General features: G+C 70.2%; 10 protein-coding genes. 6 read left to right on the top strand and 4 right to left on the bottom strand.

Annotated features, from left to right (window positions below):
- The 3 genes from A5709_RS20285 to A5709_RS20275 all read left to right on the top strand — a co-directional run.
- The coding region (locus tag A5709_RS20285) for a 3-oxoacyl-ACP synthase III family protein (RefSeq protein ID WP_082974300.1) at positions 1-2,364 on the top strand (2,364 nt) is incomplete at its 5' end.
- 4 nt (positions 2,365-2,368) lie between these two features.
- Entirely contained in the window at positions 2,369-3,394 is a 1,026-nt protein-coding gene (locus tag A5709_RS20280; protein ID WP_068121921.1) for an NAD-dependent epimerase/dehydratase family protein, read from the top strand.
- Positions 3,391-4,758 (top strand): FAD-binding oxidoreductase, encoded by a 1,368-nt coding sequence (locus A5709_RS20275; protein WP_068121918.1) that lies wholly within the window; start codon positions 3,391-3,393, stop codon positions 4,756-4,758. The genes A5709_RS20280 and A5709_RS20275 overlap by 4 nt, the downstream gene beginning before the upstream one ends.
- On the opposite strand, the gene A5709_RS20270 is transcribed toward A5709_RS20275, so the two are convergent.
- The 3 genes from A5709_RS20270 to A5709_RS20260 form a co-directional block, all read right to left on the bottom strand.
- Positions 4,755-5,087, bottom strand: coding sequence for a hemophore-related protein (locus tag A5709_RS20270; RefSeq protein ID WP_068121914.1), 333 nt, complete (start codon positions 5,085-5,087; stop codon positions 4,755-4,757). The genes A5709_RS20275 and A5709_RS20270 overlap by 4 nt on opposite strands.
- A 216-nt stretch (positions 5,088-5,303) precedes the next feature.
- Positions 5,304-5,660, bottom strand: coding sequence for a hemophore-related protein (locus A5709_RS20265; RefSeq protein WP_067943885.1), 357 nt, complete (start codon positions 5,658-5,660; stop codon positions 5,304-5,306).
- Positions 5,661-5,890: 230 nt separating this feature from the next.
- On the bottom strand, positions 5,891-7,333 hold the full coding sequence (locus tag A5709_RS20260) for an amidase family protein (RefSeq protein ID WP_068121912.1): 1,443 nt from the start codon (positions 7,331-7,333) through the stop codon (positions 5,891-5,893).
- A 256-nt stretch (positions 7,334-7,589) separates the two neighbouring features.
- Here A5709_RS20260 and A5709_RS20255 point away from each other — a divergent pair, with 256 nt between their 5' ends.
- From A5709_RS20255 to A5709_RS20245, 3 genes are read left to right on the top strand one after another with little or no spacing between them, the layout of a single operon-like run.
- Positions 7,590-9,293 (top strand): acyl-CoA dehydrogenase family protein, encoded by a 1,704-nt coding sequence (locus A5709_RS20255; RefSeq protein ID WP_197520205.1) that lies wholly within the window; start codon positions 7,590-7,592, stop codon positions 9,291-9,293.
- Positions 9,290-16,681, top strand: coding sequence for a type I polyketide synthase (locus tag A5709_RS20250; RefSeq protein ID WP_068121909.1), 7,392 nt, complete (start codon positions 9,290-9,292; stop codon positions 16,679-16,681). Before A5709_RS20255 ends, A5709_RS20250 begins: the two co-directional genes overlap by 4 nt.
- Positions 16,682-16,695: 14 nt before the next feature.
- Positions 16,696-22,212 carry a carboxyl transferase domain-containing protein gene (locus tag A5709_RS20245; protein ID WP_068121906.1) on the top strand — a complete coding sequence of 1,839 codons (5,517 nt, stop codon included), beginning with the start codon at positions 16,696-16,698 and terminating at the stop codon, positions 22,210-22,212.
- On the opposite strand, the gene A5709_RS20240 is transcribed toward A5709_RS20245, so the two are convergent.
- Positions 22,201-22,956, bottom strand: coding sequence for a 4'-phosphopantetheinyl transferase superfamily protein (locus A5709_RS20240; RefSeq protein ID WP_067943876.1), 756 nt, complete (start codon positions 22,954-22,956; stop codon positions 22,201-22,203). The genes A5709_RS20245 and A5709_RS20240 overlap by 12 nt on opposite strands.

Raw genomic sequence — 22,956 nt, 5'->3', positions numbered from 1 at the left:
ATGGCGGCCGACAGGGCATCCGGGCCGCAGGAGCCGGCGTTCGTCGCTCCGCGCACGCCCACCGAACAGCTGCTGGCCGAAATCTGGTGCGACGTATTGGATCTCGAACGCATCGGCGTCAACGACGACTTCTTCGCCCTCGGTGGTGCGTCCACCCAGAGCCTGGAGGTGGCGGTGCGGGCGAACGCGGCGGGCCTGCCGCTGCGGCCCGAGTCGATGTTCGTCTACGGCACGATCGCCGAGCTCGCCGCCGAATACGGTCCGCTCGCCGGCGAGGGAACTCCTCAGCCCGAAGCCCCCGCCGAGGCGGTCGTCACGGCGCCGGCCCCGGAGCAACCGGTGCAGGCCGCGCCCGAAGAAAAGCGGAACACGGTCATCGAAAGCATCGGCGTATACCTTCCCTCGCGAACCGTGTCGACAAAGACGGTTATGGCCGAGTGCGCCAACGAGATTCGGATACCGCTGGAACGCCTGACCGGCATCAAGAACCGGCGGGTGGTCGGCGAGGACGAGTTCTCGATCGACCTCGCCAGAAAGGCCGCCGACGATTGCCTGTCCCGGTCCAGCTATCGGCCCGAGGAGATCGACCTGGTCATCGCCTGCAACATCTCCCGGCGCGACGGACTCGGGCACCGGTTCACCTTCGAGCCCAGCACCGCAACGCGGCTGCGCGACCAATGCGGCCTGGTCAACGCGCTGGCCTTCGACATCAGCAACGCGTGCGCCGGAATGTTCACCGGCATCAGCATCGCCGACGCCTTCCTGCAGACCGGACTGATCCGCAGCGCCCTGGTGGTCAGCGGCGAATACATCAGCCACCTGTGCGAGACCGCCCAACAGGAGATCGAGGGGCCGATGGATCCGCGCATCGCGTGCCTGACCCTCGGCGACGCCGGCGCGGCGGTGGTCCTCGAGCGCGGGCCGAACAACCAGGTCGGCTTCCACGACATCGACATGGCCACCCTCAGCCGCTACAGCAAGCTGTGCATCGCGAAGATGGCGGACGGCCCGCATGGCGGTGCCATCATGTTCACCGACTCCGTCACGCAGACCGCGATCGCGGTCAAGCACGCGGTGCCCTACGTCGCCGCGGTGATGCAACGACACGGCTGGCGGCCGGAGACCACCGACCACCTGGTGATGCACCAGACGTCCGAGGCGTCGCTCAACGACGCGGTCGTCGCCATCAACCAGCTGTTCGGGGACGGCGCCGCCCACCGTGGCAACACCGTCTACAACATCGCGGAGCGGGGAAACACCGCCACCACGACCCACATGGTCGCGCTGTACGACTACATCCTGAGCGATCGGATCAATTCCGGTGACAATGTGGTCTTTTCGATCACCGGCTCCGGGCAGACCGTCGGCGCGGCGCTGTATACCTTCGACGACCTGCCCGACCGCATGCGCCGGGGCGCCGCCGGCCGGCACACACAAGCCATGCCGACCGACGGCAACCACAGAGCGGTACCGGCGATGCCACGCGTGCGCATCGAGGGCATCGGTCTCGCCCCGGCCGAGCAACCGGCTTCCCCCAGCTCGATCCGGCTCGCGGTGCAGGCCGCGGAGGCGTGCCTCGACCGCAGCGGCATCGATCGGACCGCGCTGGGGCTGATCATCAATTCCGGCATCTACCGCGACGACTTCCTCAGCGAACCGGCGGTCGCCGCGCTCGTCGCCGGCGAACTCGACATCAACGGGGACGTGGACTCCCCGGACGGGCCCAAGACCTTTGCCTTAGACGTCCTCAACGGCGCGGTCGGCTTCCTCAACGCCTGCCAGGTCGCCGCGGGGATGATCGGGGCGGGCAAGGCGGAGCACGCGATGGTGGTGGCCTCGGAGATCGAGAACAATAGCCCCGACAGCGGCTACCCGCAACGTGGCATCAGCCAGACGGGCTCGGCGGTGCTGTTGCGCAGGAGCGACGGCCCGGAAGGCTTCGGCCGCTTCGTGTTTCAGCATCACCCGGAGTACGGCGGGGCCTTGGCCACCTACACCCAGCAGCGGGACGGGCGCGCGGGCCTGCAGGTGGAGCGGGATCCCAACCTCGCCGCGATCTACCTGAGTTGTATTCCCGACGCCGCCAAGGAACTTCTGGCCCTCGAGGGACTCAACCCCGGCGACATCGCGGCGGTGCTCCCGCCGTATCTGTCCAAGGAGGCGCTCGACGAACTGGCCGCCCAGCTCGGGATCCCGAGATCGAGGTTCGTCGACCTCGCCGCCGACAGCGACCCGTTCACCTCCTCCGTGCCGTTCGGGCTGGAGCAGGCCCGCACGCAGGGGCTGGCACGACCGGGCGACATCGCGTTGATAATCACCGCCGGCTCGGGTGTCGAGATCGGCTGCACCACTTACCGGTTCTGATCCCATGCGCGCATTCGTCACAGGAGGAACCGGGTTCGTGGGGTCGAACCTGGTGGCCGCCTTGGTCGAACGGGGGATCGCCGTCCGCGTGCTGCGGCGTTCGACCTCCTCGCTGGCGGCATTGGCCGGCGTGGACTGCGAGACGTGCGTCGGTGACGTGCTGGACGAGGTCGACGCCCTCGCCGCCGCGATGGCCGGCTGCGACTGGGTGTTCCACACGGCGGCGATCTCCGACTACTGGCGCTACCGCGGGCAAAATCGCCTCTACCGCACCAACATTGGTGGCACCCGCAACATGCTGGCCGCCGCCCTGCGGGCGGGTGTGCAACGGTTTGTCCTCACGAGCTCCCTCGCCGCGCTCGGCGTGCCGGAACCGGGGCACCTGCTCACCGAGTCCGACAGCTTCAACCTGCGTCCGCGCCAATTCCCATACGGCTACAGCAAGCACCTCGCCGAATCCGAGCTACGCCTCGCGGCTGCCGCGGGCCTTGCGGCCGTGGCGGTCAATCCGTCCGTCGTCATCGGGCCGGGCGACCTCAACCGCACGGAGAGCGCGATGTTCGTCCAGGCCGCGCGCGGAGGGCTGCGGGTCGCCACACCCGGTGGCACCAACTTTGTCGCGGTCGGTGACGTGGTGGCGGGCCACATCGCGGCTGCCGAGCGGGGAATCGCCGGCGAGCACTACATCCTCGCCGGCGAAAACCTCAGCTTCCCTGAGGCTTTCGCAACCGTCCGCGACATAGCCGGCCGGCCCGGGCCGGGGCACGTTCTTCCGCGGTGGACCATACCGGTGGCGGCGGCGGCCGTGGGAGCGGCCCGCTTCGTGGTGGGCCCTCGTCTGCCCATCGGCGGAAAACAGATGCGGTTGTCGTCTGCTTACATTTATGCCGACGGCAGCAAGGCCCGCACCGAGTTGGGCGTCCCCTATACGCCGTTCCGGGCGGCCGCCCAGAGTGCCTACGATTGGTACCTGGAAAACCACTATCTGCCCGAACAAGCCGCGGATACGCGGCCGCGCATACGGCGATGACACGCGCGGTCGACGCGATCCCCGGCTTCACCGGCCACATAGTCCACCCCGGCAGCGACGAGTACGACTCGGCGCGACAGCTTTTCAACGCCCTGATCGACAAGCGGCCCGCCGTCGCGCTGCGCTGCCGCTCCCGCGCGGACATCGTCGCCGCCGTCCGGTACGCCGTCGGCTCCGGAGCCGAGATCGCGGTGCGGTGCGGCGGGCACAGCGTCGCGGGACACTCCTCGACCGATGGCGGCATCCTCATCGACCTCTCCCTGATGCGCGGCGTCGTCGTCGACGCCGAGCACCGGATCGCGGTCGTGCAGCCCGGCGCGACCTGGCGCGACATCGACCGGGCCACCGCCCGCCACGGCCTGGCCTGCCCCGGCGGGGTGGTGTCCACGACGGGCGTGGGCGGGTTCACGCTCGGCGGTGGGGTCGGCTGGTTGTCCCGCGCATACGGCCTGGCCTGTGACAACTTGACCGCAGCGGAGCTCGTGCCGGCCGACGGGGAGTTGCTGTATGTCAGTGCGGCACAGAACCCGGAGATCTTGTGGGGGCTGCGGGGCGGCGGCGGCAACTTCGGCGTGGTCGCACACTTCGTGCTCGACCTGCACCCGGTCGATCAGGTCATCGGGGGTATGCGGGCCTACGACGACGCTGACGCCGAGGCCGTGCTGAAACACTTTCGCGCCCAGATGAACAGTGCCGACGACCACCTCGCGTCCCTTGTCGACTTCGGCACCGATGAGGGTTCGGGACGCCGGCTGGTCACGATGCTGAGCTGCTCGACACGGCCCGACGAGATCGGCCGGGCGGCCGTCGGCGCGCTGGCGCGGGTCGCCGGTTTGAGAACCGAACCGGTGCTGGCGCTGCAACGCGACATCGCCTACCCCACTTGGCAGCAGGCCCTCGACCACACCGCCCCGTTCGGGCGGCTGAACTACTGGAAGTCGATTTTTCTCACGGAGCTATCCGACGACGCGATTCGGCGGATCGCGGCGCTCGGGCGAACCCGCCCCACGCCGCAGACCCATGTGCACCTGATCCGGCTCGGCGGTGTTCCGAGCCGCGTTCCGCCGCAGGCGACCGCCTTTTCGACCCGCAACTATCCCTACATCGTGCACCTGATCACCACGTGGACCGAGCGCGCCGACATCGAACGGTGCAGGTCGTGGACCGATGAAGCGTACGAAACGCTGCGCCCCCTCGGCCCGGCCGGTGTGTACCTCAACTTCGTGGGCGATGAAGGGGCGCTGCGCATTCGGGCCAGCTACGGTGAAGCCACGTACCGCCGGCTTGCCAAGCTGAAGGCTCGGCTCGATCCGGATAATCGCTTCGCCCTCAACCAGAACGTCGAGCCCGCAACGGATGGTTAGTAGTTGGGGCAGGAATTGGCGAGCGGCACGACGATGCCGTGGAACGGTGCGGCGTCGGGGTTGTTCCCCATGTCCTGCAGCATCTGCCGGCGTTTGGACCGCGGCGCGGCGACGAGATCGTGCAACCAGGCCTGCGCCTCCGGGGACCCGTTGAATTGCGCCGCGGGACCTGGGAATTCCGCATTCAGCGCCGCAACCACCTGCTGGTAACTGCATCTGCTGTTGACGGCCGGGGTGATGTCGGGGTCGGCGGATGCGACTCCCACTCCAGCGGTCAATGTCAATCCGCAAATTGCGACGGCCAATTTGGCCAGTGACGGCTTAGACATTTGGTACCCCCCTTTACTGAGGCGTCGATGCCGACCCCGGCGGCATCTGAAGGAGCTCGCCTCTTTCGGTCAGTAGTTGATTTGTTCCAACTACAGCCTCACCCCGCACCCGTCGTTCGACAACCGGCCAATCGGCCCAAATTCGGAGGCCCTTAGGCCCTTGGGGCGACCTGGCCCGGGCCGGCCAATCCGCCTGGCACGGCCCGGGCCCGGTGCTCAGTACTTATTGCAGATTTTCGCGACGTTCTTCATCGTTTGGAGGTACGGCTGGGCGTCGGGCATGCCCTGGATCTGCGCGGCCAATTGCCTGCGCTGGTCCGGCCCCGCATCGACGAACTGGTGCAAAAAGCCCTGAGCGATCGGCGATCCGTTGAATTTCGCCGCATCGTCGGGAAATTGCGTGTTGAGCGCGGCCGTCGCCTGATCGTACGTACAGGTCGAGTTGATGACCCGCTCCAGATCGGGGTCGGGAGCGGTAGTGGGATCCGCGGCCGCGATGCCGGCTCCGGTGGTGAGGGATAACGCCAGACCACCAGTCGCAACTGCCAATCTGGTCCACGAAAACGTGACCATTCTGAATAACCTTTCAAGGGGAACACACCGCGATAAATCCGGCGATGATTATGTCAGCCTAGCGTCTGTTTCGGGGTCCAGCCTCCTACGGGGCTCTGGAGTATCTAAGAATTCAGTAGCGGCGAGATAAGACGCCTTTCGCCATGCCATTGCGCCGGTCAAATCGAATGCGGCGCAACGGAAATGAGGCCGGCGCAGCCCGCAGCCGCACGATGTTTGGGGAGCCAACCCTAAGCAGGCGTGCGATACCGCGCGGCCGGCGGCCGGTGCTGGGCCCACGGGCGCGCCGACTCCAGTTGCGCGGCAAGCGAAATGAGGGTCAGCCCGTCATCGGGCCGCCCTACCAGATGGACCGCTTCGGGCAGGCCGTGCGGCGAGATTCCGACCGGGACCGACATCGCCGGTTGCCCGGTGTAGTTCTGCGTCGGGGTGAACGGCATGAAGCCCAACACCCGCGCCATCGCGCGGGTGGGCCCCAGGCCCTCGAGGTGCCCGACGGGCACCGGCGGCTTACCCAGCACCGGCGTCATCAGCACGTCGAAATCGGCGACCGGCCGCAGCCCGCGCTCGCTCATCCGGTCACGGGCGGCCAGCGCCCGGTGCGCCAGCCAGTCGGGGACCAGCCGGGCGGTACGTCCCTCGGCCTGGATCCGCCGCTCCAGCAGCTCGGGCGTGGGCAGCCGCTCGATTTCATCGGCGAGGCCGTGCATCATCAGCGCGAACACCGAAAGGACAGCGGCCGGCGGATAGACCGGATCACGCTCGACGACTTCGTGGCCCAGCGAGCGCAGCAGCTCGGCGGTCTCCAATACCGGCCGGCGCACGTCGTCGCTGACCGGAACGGGAATGACCGGTTTGAAGGACATGGCGATCCGCAGCCGACGCGGTGCGCGCGACACCGCGTCGATCAGGGTCGGCGGCGGAAACGCCGAGACGATTTCGTCGTTGGGCTCCAAGCCGGCCATCGCGTCGTGCAGCAGCGCCGCATCGGCCACGCTGCGGGCCAGCGCGCCGATGTGATGCAGCCCGTGGAACTGGTAGGCCCGCTCCGGTGATTGCTTGGTGCTGATCCACCCGCGCTGACCCTTCAGGCCGACCACCCCGCAGCAGGCGGCCGGGATACGAACCGACCCGCCCCCGTCGGTGCCCAGCGCGCCGGGCACCATGCCGGCCGCCACCGCCGCCGCCGAACCACCGCTGGAACCGCCGGTGGTCCGGCCCAGGTGCCACGGATTGCGGGTCACGCCCCAGGTGGGGGACTCGCACATCGGGACGGCGCCGAACTCGGGCAGATTCGTCTTGCCGATGATGACCGCCCCGGCTTCCCGGAGGCGCCGCACCGCGGCGCTGTCGCGGCTGACCGGCCCCGTGTCGATCGCGGTGCCGCACATCGACGACACTCCCGCCACATCCGTGTCGTCCTTGACCGCGATCGGCACCCCCGCCAACGGCAGCACTTCGCCGGCGGCGAGCCGGCGTTCGACCTGCGCCGCTTCCGCCATCGCCTGCTCGGCGAGCACGACGCGGAATGCATTCAAGACCGGGTCGAGTTGAGCGATCCGCTCGAGGTGGAAATCCAGCAGCTCCCGCGGTGAAACCTCGCGATCGCGCACCATTTGCGCCAGCCGCGCCACCCCGGCAAAGGCAAGGCTTTCATTATCAACGGCGGTCATGCACGCCCTTTCGCGCCAAACCCCCCGTCCGACTGAACTCCCCGCCGAGTGTACGCACACCTTGACCGATGCCGCCGAGAACGAATTCATGCAGGCCAGCGAGGACCTTGTCTCCTGCGGCAATAGGACTTTCGGCTCTCGCCCGCGGCACCCGCGGGGTCAAAGAATCACTAAGAGCAGCGGTGAAAGGGGAGTCACGGCCTGCCAGGGAGGACATTTCGATGAATAGGTCCGAGTCGTCCGCCGCGTACCGCACGTGGCGCCTGACCGTCATGGCCACTCGGCGTCGGTGGGCAAGGCGATGACCACCGACGTCGGCCTGGACCGCGACAGCCTCGAAATGATGCTGACCTCGCTCGATGATTTCCTCGCCGAGGCGCTGCCGGATACGCGCCGGCTGGCCCTCGACCACGACGACGTCTGCCCGGAAGAAACCGTCCGCGCGATGTGCGGTGAAGACCTCGGCGTGCAGCTCGTCTTCATCCCTGAGGAGTACGGCGGATTCGGCGGCGGGGCGTTCGACTCCTACCGGGTCTGCGAACGGCTCGCCCGCTTCGACATCGGCGTCGCCACCGCGGTACTGGCCACGTTTCTCGGCAGCGACCCGATCGTCGTGGGCGCGACCGAACAGCAGCGCAAGGAGTGGCTCGGGCGCATCGCCGAAAAGGGAATCCTATTCGCTTACGCCGCAACGGAACCCGAGGCGGGAAGCGATTTGGCGGCGATGAACACGACGGCCACACCGGTCGAGACCGACGGTCAGGTGACGGCCTACCGGCTCAATGGCCGCAAGCAATGGATCAGCAACGGCTCCATCGCGGATGCCTACTCGGTTCTTGCCCTGGCGCCGGGCGGACCGTCCTGGTTCGTGGTGACGAAGGGCGCCCCCGGGTTCTCGGCGGCACCCCCGGAAGACAAGCACGGCATCCGGTTGTCCGACACCGCAGCGCTATTCCTCGATGACGTGCTGGTCCCGGCGGAGCAATTGGTGGGCCGCGAGGAGGGCCGCGGGCTCGCCCAGGCCCAGCAGGTCTTCGGCTACACGCGGGTGATGGTTGCCGCATTCGGGCTCGGCGGCGGCTGGGCGGCCCTGGACCGGGCGATCGCCTACTCCGCCGACCGGGTGCAGGGCGGCGCACCGCTGTCGGACAAGCAAGGGTTCACCCACAAGCTGATCGTGCCGCATGCGGTGCGGCTGGAGGCGGCACGCGCGTTCATCGAGGAAACCGCGGCCCGGATCGACGGCGGCGAGGGTGCCGGCGGCGCGCTCAACACCGAAGGCGCGATCGCCAAATACCTGGCCACCGAGGCCGGTAACGCGGCCGCCGAGGCGGCGATCCAGGCGCACGGCGGATACGGCTACACCCGGCCGTACCTGGTGGAGAAGATCAAGCGCGACGTCCGGATCACCACGATCTACGAGGGCACCTCGGAGATCATGGAGATGACGATCGCCCGAGGCCGCTGGCAGCAGCACCTCAAGACGTCCGGCGCCCATTACCGCGACGCGGCGCGCACACTTGACGATGTCCCCGGCGAATGCGGCGGCCCCACGGCGGCGCTGGCGCTGGAATGCCTTGGCGCCGTGCTGGAATCGTGCCGGCTCGGCCGGTTGACCCGCAGCCAGCACGTGCTGTTGCGGCTGGGTGAACTGATCAGCTACGCCGAATGCGCGGGCGCACTGGCCCGCCGCGCGGCCGCGGCCGCGGCCGGTGCGTTGCCGGCGAAATCGGACGCCCGCTTCGACGCGGCCGCGCTGGCCGCCATCAGCCGCGTTTTCGCGCGCGACGCGGCGCTGAAGGTCGCCGAGGAGGGCTTGCGGTGGGTGACCGGCGCCGGGGGGTCTGACCTCGCCGTCGCGCTGCCGCTGGACCGGGTGCGGGCCGCGCAGACCGGCCTGCTGAATGACATGGACCGGGTGGGGGACGCGCTGTATCGAAGAGAGGCCGGAACATCATGACGACCACGCCACAGGAGCCGATCGCGGTGGTCGGCGTCAGCGCGATCATGCCCGACGCGCCCGACGCCGCCACCTTCTGGGCCAACATCAAGGCCGGCCGCTACAGCATCAGCGACGTGCCGCCCGAGCGCTGGGATCCGGAGCTCTATTACGATCCCGACCCACACGCTCCCGACAAGACCTACTCCCGGATCGGTGGTTGGGTCCGCGACTTCACGTGGGAACCGCTGGCGTGGCGGCTGCCCATCCCGCCGGCGGTCAGCGCGCAGATGGACGACGGTCAGAAGTGGGTGGTGGCGGCCGCCCGCTCCGCCCTGCTCGAAGCCGGGTGGCCCGACTGGACCGTGGACCCCGAACGGGTCGCGGTCATCATCGGCAGCGCCATCGGCGGCGACAAGCAGCATCAGACCAACCTGCGAATCCAGTTTCCCGCTGTCATTCAAAAGCTCCGCGCTACACCGTCATTCGCGCAACTCCCCGAGTCGGTGCGCGACGCCGTGCTCGCCGAGACCCGGGCCGCGTTCCTGGGTGGAATCTCCGAGATCACCGAGGACACCATGCCCGGCGAGCTCGCGAACGTGGCAGCCGGCCGGGTGGCGAACCTGTTCAACTTCCGCGGCCCCAACTTCACCACCGACGCGGCGTGCGCCTCGGGGCTGGCCGCGATGTCGGCCGCCGTGCGGGGATTGCAGGCCGGCGACTTCGATGCCGCCGTGACCGGCGGCCTGGACCGCAACATGGACCCGGCGGGGTTCGTGAAGTTCTGCAAGATCGGCGCGCTGTCGGCGACCGGCACCCGCCCATTCGACGCGGGCGCGGACGGCTTCGTAATGGGTGAGGGCGCCGCGCTGTTCGTCCTCAAGCGGCTGTCCGACGCCGAACGCGACGGCGACCGGATCTACGCGGTGCTGCTCGGCATCGCCGGCTCCAGCGACGGTCGCGGCAAGGGCATCACCGCCCCCAACCCGGTGGGCCAGCGGCTGGCGGTGGAGCGCGCCTGGGCGGCGTCCGGCCTCGATCCGGCGGCGGCCACCTGCATCGAGGCGCACGGGACGTCCACCCGGGTGGGCGACGCGACCGAACTGGCCAGCCTCACAGACGTTTTCGGTAAGGCCGGCGCGACGCCCGGTTCGATCGCGCTGGGGTCGGTCAAGTCCAACATCGGCCACCTCAAGGGCGCGGCCGGTGCCGCGGGCCTGTTCAAGACGGTGCTCAGCCTGCACGACAAGCTGCTGGTGCCCAGCCTGCACTTCGAGCACCCGAACCCCAACGTGGACTGGAACGACATCCCGTTCCGGGTCAACACCGAACTGAGCGAGTGGCCGGCACCGGCCAACGGGGTGCGGTGCGCCGGGGTCAGCTCCTTCGGGTTCGGCGGCACCAACTTTCACGCCGTGCTCGAGGAGTACGTGCCCGGTCGGCATCGCCCGCCGGGGGAGGCCCGCTCCTACCCGGGCGCGACCATAGCGCAGCGACCCGCCCCGGCGGAGGCCGCACCGGTCGAGGCAAAGGCGCCGCTGCGGGGCGCGGCGGTGGTCGGCGGCGCGGAGGACGCCGGTGTGGCCGCACAGCTGGACCGGCTCGCCGAGCGGGCGTCGGGCGGCGATGTCCCCGCGGTGGCCCCGCCGGACCCCGCCCTGGCGGGCGCGCCCGTTCGGGTCGCCATCGACTTCGCGGATGCGGCCGACCTCGCGACCAAGGCGGCGAAGGCGGCCGGCGCGCTGCGTCACGGCGACCCCGCCGTGTGGCGGATGCTGCGCGCGCAGGGCGTCTTCGTCGGCCGCGGGGCACCGGGCAAGGTCGCGTTCCTCTACACGGGTCAGGGATCGCAGTACGTCAACATGCTTTCCGACCTGCGCGCGCGAGAGCCGATCGTGCGGGAGATGTTCGAGGAAGCCGACAGCGTCACGCGACACCTGCTGGACAAGCCGCTCACCGACTACATCTTCACCGACAGCACCGATGAGGCTGCCGCGCAACGACTCTCGCAGCAGCTCATGCAAACCGAGATCACCCAGCCGGCCGTCCTTGCCACCGATCTGGCCCTGGCCCGGCTGCTCGATGCCTACGGCGTGCGGCCCGACATGGTGATCGGCCACAGCCTGGGCGAATACGGCGCCCTGATGGCCGCCGACGCGCTGTCGCTGGACGCCGCGCTCGAAGCCGCCAGCGTCCGTGGACGGGCGATGGCCGACCTGCCCGGTCCCGACAACGGTGCGATGGCGGCCGTGACCGGTCCGCTGTCCGAGATCGAGCGGCTCGTCGGGGCCACCGACGGCTACGTCGTCATCGCCAACATCAACAGCACCAATCAGGCCGTCATCGGCGGTGCCACCGACGCCGTCGAGCGCGCCGTCGCCGCACTGCGGGCCGCGGGCATGAGCGCCTCGCGGCTCCCCGTCAGCCACGCGTTCCACACCGCGATCGTCGCGCCGGTCAGCGAACCACTGAAGACCGTCCTGCGCCGGCTCGGCGTGAGCGCGCCCCGGCTGCCCGTGGTCTCCAACGTGACCGGTGACTTCTATCCGGCGGACGCCGACCTCGACACGATGCTGGACCTGCTCACCCGCCAGGTGGCCTCGCCGGTGCGGTTCGTCGACGGACTGCGCACGTTGTACGAGGCGGGTGCCCGCGTCTTCGTCGAGGTCGGCCCGAAGAAGGCGCTGCATGGCTTCGTCGAAGACGTGCTCGGGGAAGATGTGTTGGCGCTCTTCACCAATCACCCGAAAGCCGGCGATGTCGCCTCGTTCAACCGGGCGCTGTGCGGGCTCTACGCGGCCGGGCTGGGATTCGGCTCGCCCGCCGCGGCGGGTACCGACACCGCCGCCGTGGCGACCGCCCCGCAAGCCGCGATGCCCAGCGGGAGGTCCGCGATGATCAGCGAACAGCCGGTGGTGATCACCGGTGCGGCGCTTGGGCTGCCCGGTGTCGAGCGCGTCTTCGACGACGAAAACATCGCCCGGATCCTCGACGGCCAACAGTTCATCGACACCATTCCGCACCGGCTGCGCCGGTCGATGCTCGACCGGCACATCACCCGCCTGGTGAAGCGGGAATCGGGCGACCCCACGTTCGAGACGATCGACAACGAGGCCGATGTCATCAAGCTGGCCGGGCGCAGCGCACCGCTGGACGTGGTCGCCGAGTTCGCGGTCGACACCGCCCGCGACGCCGCGCTCGACTCGACCACCAAGCTGGCGATCGGTTCGGGCTTCGACGCGCTGCGCGACGCCGGAATCCCGCTGGTCATGCGCTACAAGACCACGACACTGGGCACCCAGCTGCCCGACCGGTGGGGGTTGCCCGACTCGATGCGCGACGACACCGGCGTCATCTTCGCCTCCGCGTTCCCGGGTTACGACAACTTCGCCCGCGACCTCGAGCACTACTACGTCGACCGGAGCAACCGGGAGCACCTGCTCGCACTGGAGGCGGTGCGCGCCCGGATGAGCGGCGACGACCCCGCCGCTACGGAGGTCGACCGGCGCATCCACGAGTTGCGTCACGCGTGCGAGTCCAACCGGTATGAGTTCGACCGCCGGTTCATCTTCCGCTGCCTGGCGATGGGCCATTCGCAGTTCGCCGAGATCATCGGCGCGCGCGGGCCCAACACGCAGGTCAATGCCGCGTGCGCGAGCACCACGCAGGCGATCTCGCTCGCCGAGGACTGGATCCGGGTCGGCCGCTGCCGCCGGGTGATCGTCGTCTCCGCCGACGACGCCAGCTCCGACGCCCTGCTGCCCTGGCTGGGATCCGGATTCCTGGCGTCGGGCGCCGCCGCCACCGACGACATCGTCGAGGAGGCCGCCACCCCGTTCGACCGGCGGCGGCACGGAATGATCCTCGGCATGGGCGCCGCCGCCCTCGTGGTGGAGTCCGCCGAGTCCGCCGCCGAACGTGGGCTGCAACCCATCTGCGAGGTCCTCGGCACCGTCACCGCCAACAGCGCCTTCCACGGCACCAGGCTCGACGTCGAGCACATCGGCGGCGTGATGGAACACCTGGTCGCCCAGGCCGAAGCTCGCGGCGTGGACCGCCACGCCATCGCGCCCAACACCGTGTTCGTCTCCCACGAGACGTACACGCCAGCCCGCGGGGGCAGCGCCGCGGCCGAAATCAACGCTCTGCGAAGGGTTTTCGGATCCGACGCGGACGCCGTGGTCATCACCAACACGAAGGGTTTCACCGGGCACGCGATGGGCGCCGGCATCGAGGACATCGTGGCGATCAAGGCGCTGGAGACCGGTCTGGTTCCCCCCGTCCCGAACTTCAAGGAGCCCGACCCGGAGCTGGGCCGGCTGAATCTCTCGGTGGGTGGAAGCTATCCGGTGCAATACGCGCTCCGGTTGGGCGCCGGGTTCGGTTCGCAGATCGCGATGACGCTGATGCGCTGGACCCCGGTTCCCGACGGCCGCCACCGGCCGCCCGACGAACTCGGTTACGAGTACCGGATCATCGACCGCGCCGCCTGGCAGCGCTGGCTCGCGCAGGTGTCGGGCAGGACCGACGCCGACCTGGAGATCGTGCAGCACCGGCTGCGGATCGTGGACACCGGAGCGCCGGCGCCGGCCCCACCGGCCGCTCCGGCAGCCGCCCCGGCGCGGCAACCGGCGGTGGTGTCGGAGCCGGAACCGACGGTCGCCCCTGCCGCGGACGACGTCACCGATGTGGTGGTGGGCACGGTGGCCGAGCTGACCGGTTATCCGCGTGAATTGTTGGATCTGGACCTGGATTTGGAGGCCGATCTGGGGGTGGACACGGTCAAGCAGGCCGAGATTTTCGCCGCGATTCGGCAGCACTATGGGGTGGCCCGCGATGAGAACCTCAAGCTGCGCGACTTCCCCACGCTGAATCACGTCATCGCCTGGATCCGCGACAAGGCGGAGGCCCAGACCCACCCAAAAGCGCTCACTGAAACACCGCCGACCATCCCAGGCGACACCGCCGCCACCGACCGGATCACCCGGCAGGTGCCCGTACCCGCGCTGCGGCCAGAGCTCGCGGCCTGCCTGCCCACCGGTGTCACGCTCGGCCAAGGCACGCGCGTTGCCGTCATGGGCGACGAAGGCGGCGTCGCGGATGCGCTGATCGCCCGGCTGACCCGGCTCGGCGTCGATGTGGTGACGCTGCGGCCCGACGACGACGTCAGCACCGTTCTGAGCGACGCCGTCGACGGCGTCTACTGGCTGGCGGCCCTCGACGACGAGGGCCCGCTGGAGCGCTTGGACCTCGCCGGCTGGCACGAAGCGCTGCGGCGCCGGGTGCGCAACCTTTACACCACCGTGCGGCACCTGTACGAGCACAGCCCGTTCCTTGTCGTGGCCACGCGGCTGGGCGGATACCACGGCTACGACGCGACCGGGGCGACCTGCCCCCTGGGCGGAGCGGTCACCGGGTTCGCCAAGGCGTACCGGCGCGAGCGCCCCGAGGCGCTGGTCAAGGCGGTCGACTTCCCGGTCAACCGTAAGACCGCGGCGCTGGCCGACGCGCTGATCGACGAGACGCTCCGCGATCCCGGTTGTGTCGAGGTCGGTCACGCCGATGGCCGCCGCTGGGGCGTCGGCCTGGCGGAGCGACCGTTTTCCGCCGAGGCCAGCGAGGCTCTCGGCCCCGACCCGGTCTTCCTCGTCACCGGGGCCGCCGGCAGCATCGTGTCGGCGATCACCGCCGACCTCGCCGCGGCCTGGCGGGGCACCTTCCACCTGCTGGACCTCACGCCGGAACCCGACCCGGCCGACCCCGACCTGCGGCGGTACGCCGAAGACCGCGACGGCTTCAAGGTCGAACTGGCGGATCGGATGCGCGCGAGGGGCGAGCGCCCGACACCGGTCCTGATCGAGCGGGAATTGGCCCGCCTGGAGCGCCGGCAGGCCGCGCTGGCCGCCATCCGAGCCGTCGAGGCCGCCGGCGGTTCGGCGCGCTACCACAGCGTCGACCTCACCGACGCGGCCGCGGTGGACAAAGTGCTGGCGCAGGTGCGGAAGACCAGCGGGCGCATCGACGTGCTGCTGCACGCCGCCGGGGTAGAGGTCAGCCACGGGCTGCCGGACAAGGAGCCCGCCGAGTTCGACCTGGTGCTCGGGGTCAAGGGTGACGGATTGTTCAACGTGCTGCATGCCGCCGGTGACCTTCCGCTGGGCGCCGTCGTGGCGTTCAGTTCGGTCGCCGGCCGGTTCGGCAACATGGGCCAGACCGACTACAGCGCCGCCAACGACCTGCAGTGCAAGATCCTGAGCAACCTGCGTCGCACCCGTCCAGAGGTAAGGACGCTGGCGATCGACTGGACCGCCTGGGGTGGCATCGGCATGGCCACCCGCGGATCGATCCCGACGATCATGGCGGCGGCCGGGGTCGAGATGCTGCCCCCCGAGGCGGGTGTGGCGTGGATCAGGCGCGAACTGAACGCCGGCCTGACCGACGGCGAGGTCGTCGTCGCCGGGGCGCTCGGCGCGCTCACCGCCGAACCGCACGAAACCGGCGGCGTCGACCCGGCTTCGCTGACGGCGGACGGGCCGATGATCGGCGAGGTCGTCCGCGCCGGTGTGCACGACGGGTTGGTGCTGCACACCACCCTCGACCCGGCCACCCGGCCGTTCCTGGATCACCACCGCATCGAGGGCACGCCGGTGCTGCCCGGCGTGATGGGCATGGAGACGTTCGCCGAAGCCGCCCGGCTGTTGGCGCCCGATCTGCACGTGGCCGCCGTCGAGAACGTCGACTTCCGGGCGCCGCTCAAGTTCTATCGGGACGAGCCGCGCACTCTGACGGTGACGGCCCTGGTCCGCCCCGACGGCGACGACCTCGTCGCCGAATGCCGCCTGTCCGCGGAGCGCACGCTGCCCGGCAGCGACCAGCCGCAGCGCACCGTGCACTTCACCGGCTCGGTGCGGCTGACGGCCGAGCCGCCCACCCTCGCCGAGGGCGGCGCCGATCTCGGCGGCGAGGTGCCCGCGCTGAGTCCGGAGCAGGTCTACCGGCTGTACTTCCACGGCCCGGCCTATCGGGTGGTCGGTTCGGCGTGGAGGTGCGACGACGGCGCGGCCGCCCGATTCGCCGACGGACTGCCGCCGCAAACCGACGAGCCGGTGCTCATCGGGCCGCGACTGGTCGAGCTCTGCTTCCAGACCGTCGGCCTGTTCGAGGCCGGCACCCAGGGCGTCCTCGCCCTGCCGCTGCATGTCGACGCGGTGCACCTGAACGGGACCCCGACCGAACGGGCCGGGCTCGTGGCCACCGCAAGGCCGGACGGACGCGGCGGTTTCGTCTGCACCGTCCGCGACGACGAAGGCAGAACCGTGCTGCGGGTCGACGGGTACCGCACCGTGCCGCTGCCGCAGCCACCGTCCGCGGAGTTCGTCGCCCCGATCCGCTCCGTCATGCGCGGCTGAGGGGACGTATCGCCATGGACACCGAGATTCGCCGGCTGGCGATCGTCAACCGCGGTGAACCCGCGGTGCGCGCGCTGACCGCGGTGGCCGAGCTCAACCAGGCCGGCGACCAGCCGCCCATCCGGACCATCGTGTTCTACACGGACGCCGACGCCGACGCCTGGTACGTGCGCCAGGCCGACGAGGCCGTGCTGCTGGGGACCGCGACCTTCGCCGACCCGGCCGACGGCACCCGCCGGTCGCGTTACCTCGACCAGCCGGCGGTGCTGGCGGCGCTGCGCGAGTGTGCGGCCGACGCCGTGTGGGTCGGGTGGGGATTCCTGGCCGAGCACGCGTCTTTCGCGCAGGCGTGCGAGGAGGCCGGCATCGTCTTCGTCGGGCCGGGCAGCGCCACCATCCGGCGGCTCGGGGACAAGGTGGCCGCCAAACGGCTCGCCGAGCAGGTGGACGTCCCGGTGGTGTGCTGGAGCGGTGGGCCGGTCGACGACGTGGCCGACGCCGGCGCCCTCGCGGCCAGGCTCGGCTATCCGCTGCTGGTCAAGGCGGCCGCCGGGGGAGGCGGCCGCGGGATCCGAACGGTTTACAGCGCCGCCGAACTCGCCGCGGCGTTGCCCTCGGCGCGGGCCGAGGCGCAGCTGGCCTTCGGAGACCCGACGGTGTTCCTGGAGAAGCTCGTGCCCGCCGCCCGGCACGTCGAAGTGCAGGTGATCGCCGACCACTACGGCACCGTGTGGGCGGCAGGCGTTCGCGACTGCACCTTGCAGCGGCGCCACCAGAAGGTGCTGGAGGAATCGGCCTCAACGGTGCTCGACGCCGCCGGGGAGCGGGCCATCCGCGAAGCGGCGGTACGCCTGGCCGCCGCGGCGGGCTACCGCAACGCCGGCACGGTCGAGTTCCTGGTCGACCCGGACACCGGGAACTTCCTGTTTATGGAGGTCAACACCCGGCTACAGGTCGAGCACCCGGTGACCGAGGTAACCACCGGGCTGGACCTGGTGAAGCTGCAGCTCCACGTGGCCCGGGGCGGGCGGCTGGTCGGCGCGCCGCCGCAGGTGTCGGGGCATGCGATCGAGGCCCGGGTATGCGCCGAGGATCCCGAGGAGGCGTTCACCCCCGCGCCGGGCCGGTTGACCTGCCTGCGCCTGCCGACCGGCAACGGCATCCGCGTCGACGCGGGCGTACGCGAAGGGGACCGGATCCCGCCCGACTTCGACTCGATGATCGCCAAGATCGTCGCCTGGGGAAATGACCGCACCGAGGCCCTCGGCCGGCTGCGCCGCGCCCTGCTCGACACCACCATCGTCGTCGAAGGCGGCACCACCAACCGCTCGTTCTTGCTGAGCCTGCTCAACCGGCCGGAGGTGCGCGACGGGCGCTTCGACAACCACTGGCTGGATCGGCTGACCGGGGAGGCGGCGCACCTGCCCGCCCCGGACCCGGTCGCCCTGCTGGTCGCCGCCGTGGAGTCGTACGACCTTGACGAGGCCGCCGAGCGGGCCGCGTTCCACGCCCGCGCCGCCCGCGGCGGCGCCGAAACCTCGGCGGAGGTCGGACACCGATGCCGCCTGCGGTACCGGGGCCAGCGATACATCGTGGACGTCTACCGCACCGGTGTCCGTACCTACCGCGTCACCGGCGCCGGCACGGCGGACGTCACGGTCTCCGACCGCGACGGATACGAGCGGCGGGTGGTGGTCGGCGGCGCGGCGCACCGGGTGCTGTCGGTGGTGGAAGGCGCCACCCTGCGCGTCGACATCGACGGCGTCGCGCACACGGTGTCGCGCGACGACGGGGGCCTGGTCCGCAGCCCCGGGCCGGCGTTCGTGGTCTCGGTCCTCGTCGAGCCCGGTGATCAGGTCGTCGAGGGCGACCGGCTCGCCGTGCTGGAGAGCATGAAGATGGAAACCACTCTCACGGCGCCGTTCGCGGGCACCGTCGCCTCGGTCGAAGCCGGTGCGAACGTTCAGGTGGAAGCGGGAGCGCCGGTGGTCCGCATCGCGACGTCCGACACCCGTCAGCGCGTCGGCGCGGCCGCCGTCGACTTCACCGGCCTGCGCGTCGCGGAGGCGCCCGGAACGCCGGCGTGCGAGCGCGTGTACGGCGCGCTGCGCTCCTATCTGCTCGGCTACGACCTCGATCCCACCTCGGTTCAGGCCATGCTGACCCGGCAGCGCCGGCTTGGCGAGATCGCGACGCCCACCGACCCCGACCTGCTGCGCTGCGAGGACAGTCTGCTGGACCTGTTCACCGACGTCGGTTCGCTGTACCGGCCGCGCGGCGAGGTCGAGCCGGAGGAGGCGCTCGTCGACGGCAGCACCCGGGAGTACCTGCTGTCGTTCCTGCAGTGGTTGGACGCGGACCGGGCCGGACTGCCCGACTCGTATCGGCGCCGGCTGGAGCGCGCGCTGTCCCGGTACGGGGTGCGTGGGCTCGAACGCACGCCCGAACTCGAGGAAGCCGTCCTCTGGATGTTCCGCTCATTCCGCCGGGTCGGCGAGCTGGCTTTCGCAGTGACCGCGATCCTCGAGCGCCGGCTCCGCCACCGCGCCGAGCTGGCAAAGGTGGCCGACCCCGAGATGCGGTCCCGGCTTGACCGGCTCGCGGCCATGCAGGGTCGCCAGCGCAACGTCGCGGACCTGGCCCGCGATGTGCGGTTCCATTACTTCGACGAGCCGCTGCTGGCGGCGACCGTCACCCACGAATACTCCCGCGTGCAGCGCGATCTCGATGCGCTGCGGAACGATCCCGACGGTGCGGGCCGGTCCCGCCGGATCGACCGCCTCGTCGCATGCCCACAGCCGCTGCGCGCCGAGCTGCTGCGGCGATGGCGTTCCAGCCGCGACCCGGGGCTGCACCGGGTGTTGGCGGAGGTGTACATCCGCCGGTTCTACCGAATCCGGAGACTGCGCCACGTGGCGGTCGGTGAGCATGACGGATGGATGCTGGGCAGCGCCGACTACGACTTCGAGAACAAGCGCATTCACCTGGTCACCGCGTACGCGCCCTGGGCGGAGCTGCCCGAACTGTCCGCGGCGATCGCCGGGCAGTTGCGGTCGGCCGACGCCGATCGGCAGGTCGTGGTGGATCTGGAGCTCTGGCGGCACGGCGAGACGGCGGAAATCGACACGGTCATCGCGGAAGCCGAAAAACTGCTCGCCGGATGCCATTTCGGCCGCCTGCTGTGGCGCCTGGATCTGACCGTGACAACCCTCGACGGGACCGCGCCGGAGCGCTTCCGCACCCACCACGTGACCTACCGGCAACGGGACGGGCAATTCGTCGAAGACGCGCTTTATCGCAATCTGCATCCGATGTTGGCCAAGCGGCTCGAGTTGTGGCGGCTGGCGAACTTCGAACTGCGGCGGCTGCGCTCGGCCGAAGACGTGTACGTGTTCCACGCGGTGGCACACGACAATCCCAGCGATCACCGCCTTTTCGCGCTCGCAGAAGTGCGCGACCTGACGCCGGTACGGGCCGCGGGCGGCGCGGTGCGATACCCGCGCCTGGAGCTGATGGGTCTGCTGGCACTGTCGGCCATGCAGGAGGCGCTGACCACATTCGATGCGCGCAACCGGCCGGCCGCCAACCGGATGGTGCTCTACGTGCGGCCCCCGTGGGAGGTTTCCCGGGCGGAGTGGGACGAACTCGCCGGTTCGTTGGCACCGCTCGCGGTCGGCGCCGGGCTGGAGAAGGTGGTGCTGCGCGTGCGCTATCCCGACGGTCGCGATGCCGTGCTCGACCTGGAGGGCTTAGACGGGGGCATGACGATACGCGAACGCCCGCCGGACAAGCAGCCCGTCCGCCCGTTGACGGCGTACCAGCAGAAGCTATTGCGCGCCAACCGCTTTGGTGCCCCGTATCCGTACGAGATCGTGCGGATGCTCACCCCTCCGCCCGGGGCCGTATCCCGGTTTCCCGCCGGGCGGTTCGTCGAGCACGACCTCGACGAGCAGGGCGGCCTGGCGCCGGTGTCGCGGGCATACGGGAACAACAGCGCCAACATCGTGGTCGGCCTGCTCAGCAACGAAACCGAGAAGGTCCCGGAGGGCATGACCCGGGTCGCGCTGTTCGGTGATCCGACCCGCGGGCTGGGCAACCTGGCCGAGCCGGAATGCCGGCGCATCATCGCGGCGCTGGATCTGGCCGAGCGGATGCGGGTGCCGGTCGAGTGGTTCGCGCTGTCGTCGGGGGCGAAGATCGCGATGGACAGCGGCACGGAGAACATGGACTGGATTGCCGCGGTGCTGCGCCGCCTCATCGAGTTCACCCAGGCCGGCGGCGAGGTGAACGTCGTTGTCACCGGGGTGAATGTGGGCGCCCAGCCGTACTGGAACGGCGAGTCGACGATGCTGATGCACACGCGGGGCATCCTGGTGATGACGCCGGCCAGTGCGATGGTGCTGACCGGCAAACAGGCACTCGACTTTTCCGGCGGGGTGTCCGCCGAAGACAACTTCGGTATCGGCGGGTTCGACCGGATCATGGGGCCCAACGGCCAGGGGCAGTATTGGGCTCCGACGCTGACCGACGCCTGCGACATCCTGCTGCGCCATTACGAGTACACCTACGTGCCGCCGGGCGAGCGGTGGCCGCGCCGGCGCACCACCACCGACCCGGTGGACCGTGACGTGCGGTCCGCGCCGCACTCCGGGTGCGACATGGCAACGGTCGGCGAAATCTTCTCCGCCGAACACAATCCGGAGCGGAAGAAGCCGTTCGACATGCGCTCGGTGATGCGGGCCGCGGCCGACGCCGACTCCGCGCCGCTGGAACGCTGGAGCCACTGGCGCGGCGCCGAGACCGCGATCGTGTGGGACGCCCACATCGGCGGAATTCCGGTGTGCCTGCTCGGAATCGAGTCGCACACCGTGCCCCGCCGCGGATTCGTGCCGGCGGGCGGCCCCACCTCGTGGTCGTCGGGGACGCTGTTTCCCCAGTCGTCCCGCAAGCTCGCACGCGCGATCAACGCGGCCAGCGGCAACCGCCCGGTCGTCGTGCTGGCGAACCTGTCCGGTTTCGACGGTTCACCGGAGTCCATGCGCCGCTGGCAGCTGGAGTATGGGGCCGAAATTGGCCGCGCGGTAACGAATTTCCGCGGTCCCATCGTATTCGTCGTGGTCTCCCGCTACCACGGCGGCGCCTTCGTGGTGTTCTCGACGAAACTCAACGACCGGCTCGAGATTGCCGCCGTCGAGGGCTCGTTCGCCTCGGTGATCGGCGGTGCGCCGGCCGCCGCCACCGTCTTCGTCCGGGACGTGGAGGCGCGCACCGATTCCGATCCCCGGGTCCGCCAGGCAACCGAAACGGCGCGCGACGCAACGGGTTCCGACGCCGCGAGCGCGCGGGCCCAGCTCGCCGAGCTCAGGGCGGCGGTGCACGCCGAGAAGCTCAGCCAAGTGGCCGACGAGTTCGATCGCGTGCACACGGTGGAGCGGGCGCTGGCGGTCGGCTCGGTCAACCACATCATCACCGCCCAGGGGCTGCGGCCCTACCTCGTCGACGCCATCGACCGGGGCATGTCAACGGTGTAGCGGCCGGTCGAGCCACGAATGCCGCGGCTGGGCCGCCGCCAGCGCGCCGGGATCGCCAAGGGCGACAGGCGGTTCGGCCGCCACTTCCGTGGCCACCGTGAGGACGAAGCGACCGTCTCGCCGCCACCAGCCGGGAAACACCGTCCCCTCGGCCGCGCCCACCGTCAGCTCGCCCCAGCCGTCACCGCGCGGAGCCGCCAGCGCCACCTCCAGGGAGCGGGTGTCCCGGCGCAGTCCGGTGCGCAACACCTTGAGCGCACTTTCTTTCGCGGACCAGATCAGGTTCGCGGCCATGTCGCGGTCCTCACCGGCGGGGCGCGAGGCAACGAGTTCTTGCTCGGTCGCGGTGAAAAAGTCGAGCACGAAGCCGGGTGTGCGGGGCTCCACCAGCTCCAGGTCGCAGCCAACAGGCGACTCCGCGCAGTCCCCCTGTCGCGCCACGCAGACCGCCCAGCCCGCGCGGTCGGTGATCGACACCTCCACCCCGAGCGTGGTTCCCTCGACGCACACGTACGGGGCGCCGCTGGGCGCGTTGCGGATCTCGATGCCGGCGAGCGCCGCCGGGTCGGTGGGCCGGCCGGTCACGGCGGCGACGGCGTGCTTGGCGACCAGCCGCCGCAGCAGATATTCGGTGCGCCGCTTGGTAAACCGCAGCGCGGCCAGGCTGGCCGTCTCCGCCGGCGCCAGCCAGTGTTCACCGGCGGGCAGGTCGTCCTCGCCCATGGCGAGCCAGCGGACTTCCAC

This window comes from Mycobacterium sp. E1386, assembly GCF_001672745.1.
Taxonomy (GTDB): domain Bacteria; phylum Actinomycetota; class Actinomycetes; order Mycobacteriales; family Mycobacteriaceae; genus Mycobacterium.
The sequence above is the reverse complement of the archived record's forward strand: the minus strand, read 5'-3'. Positions and strand labels throughout refer to the sequence as shown.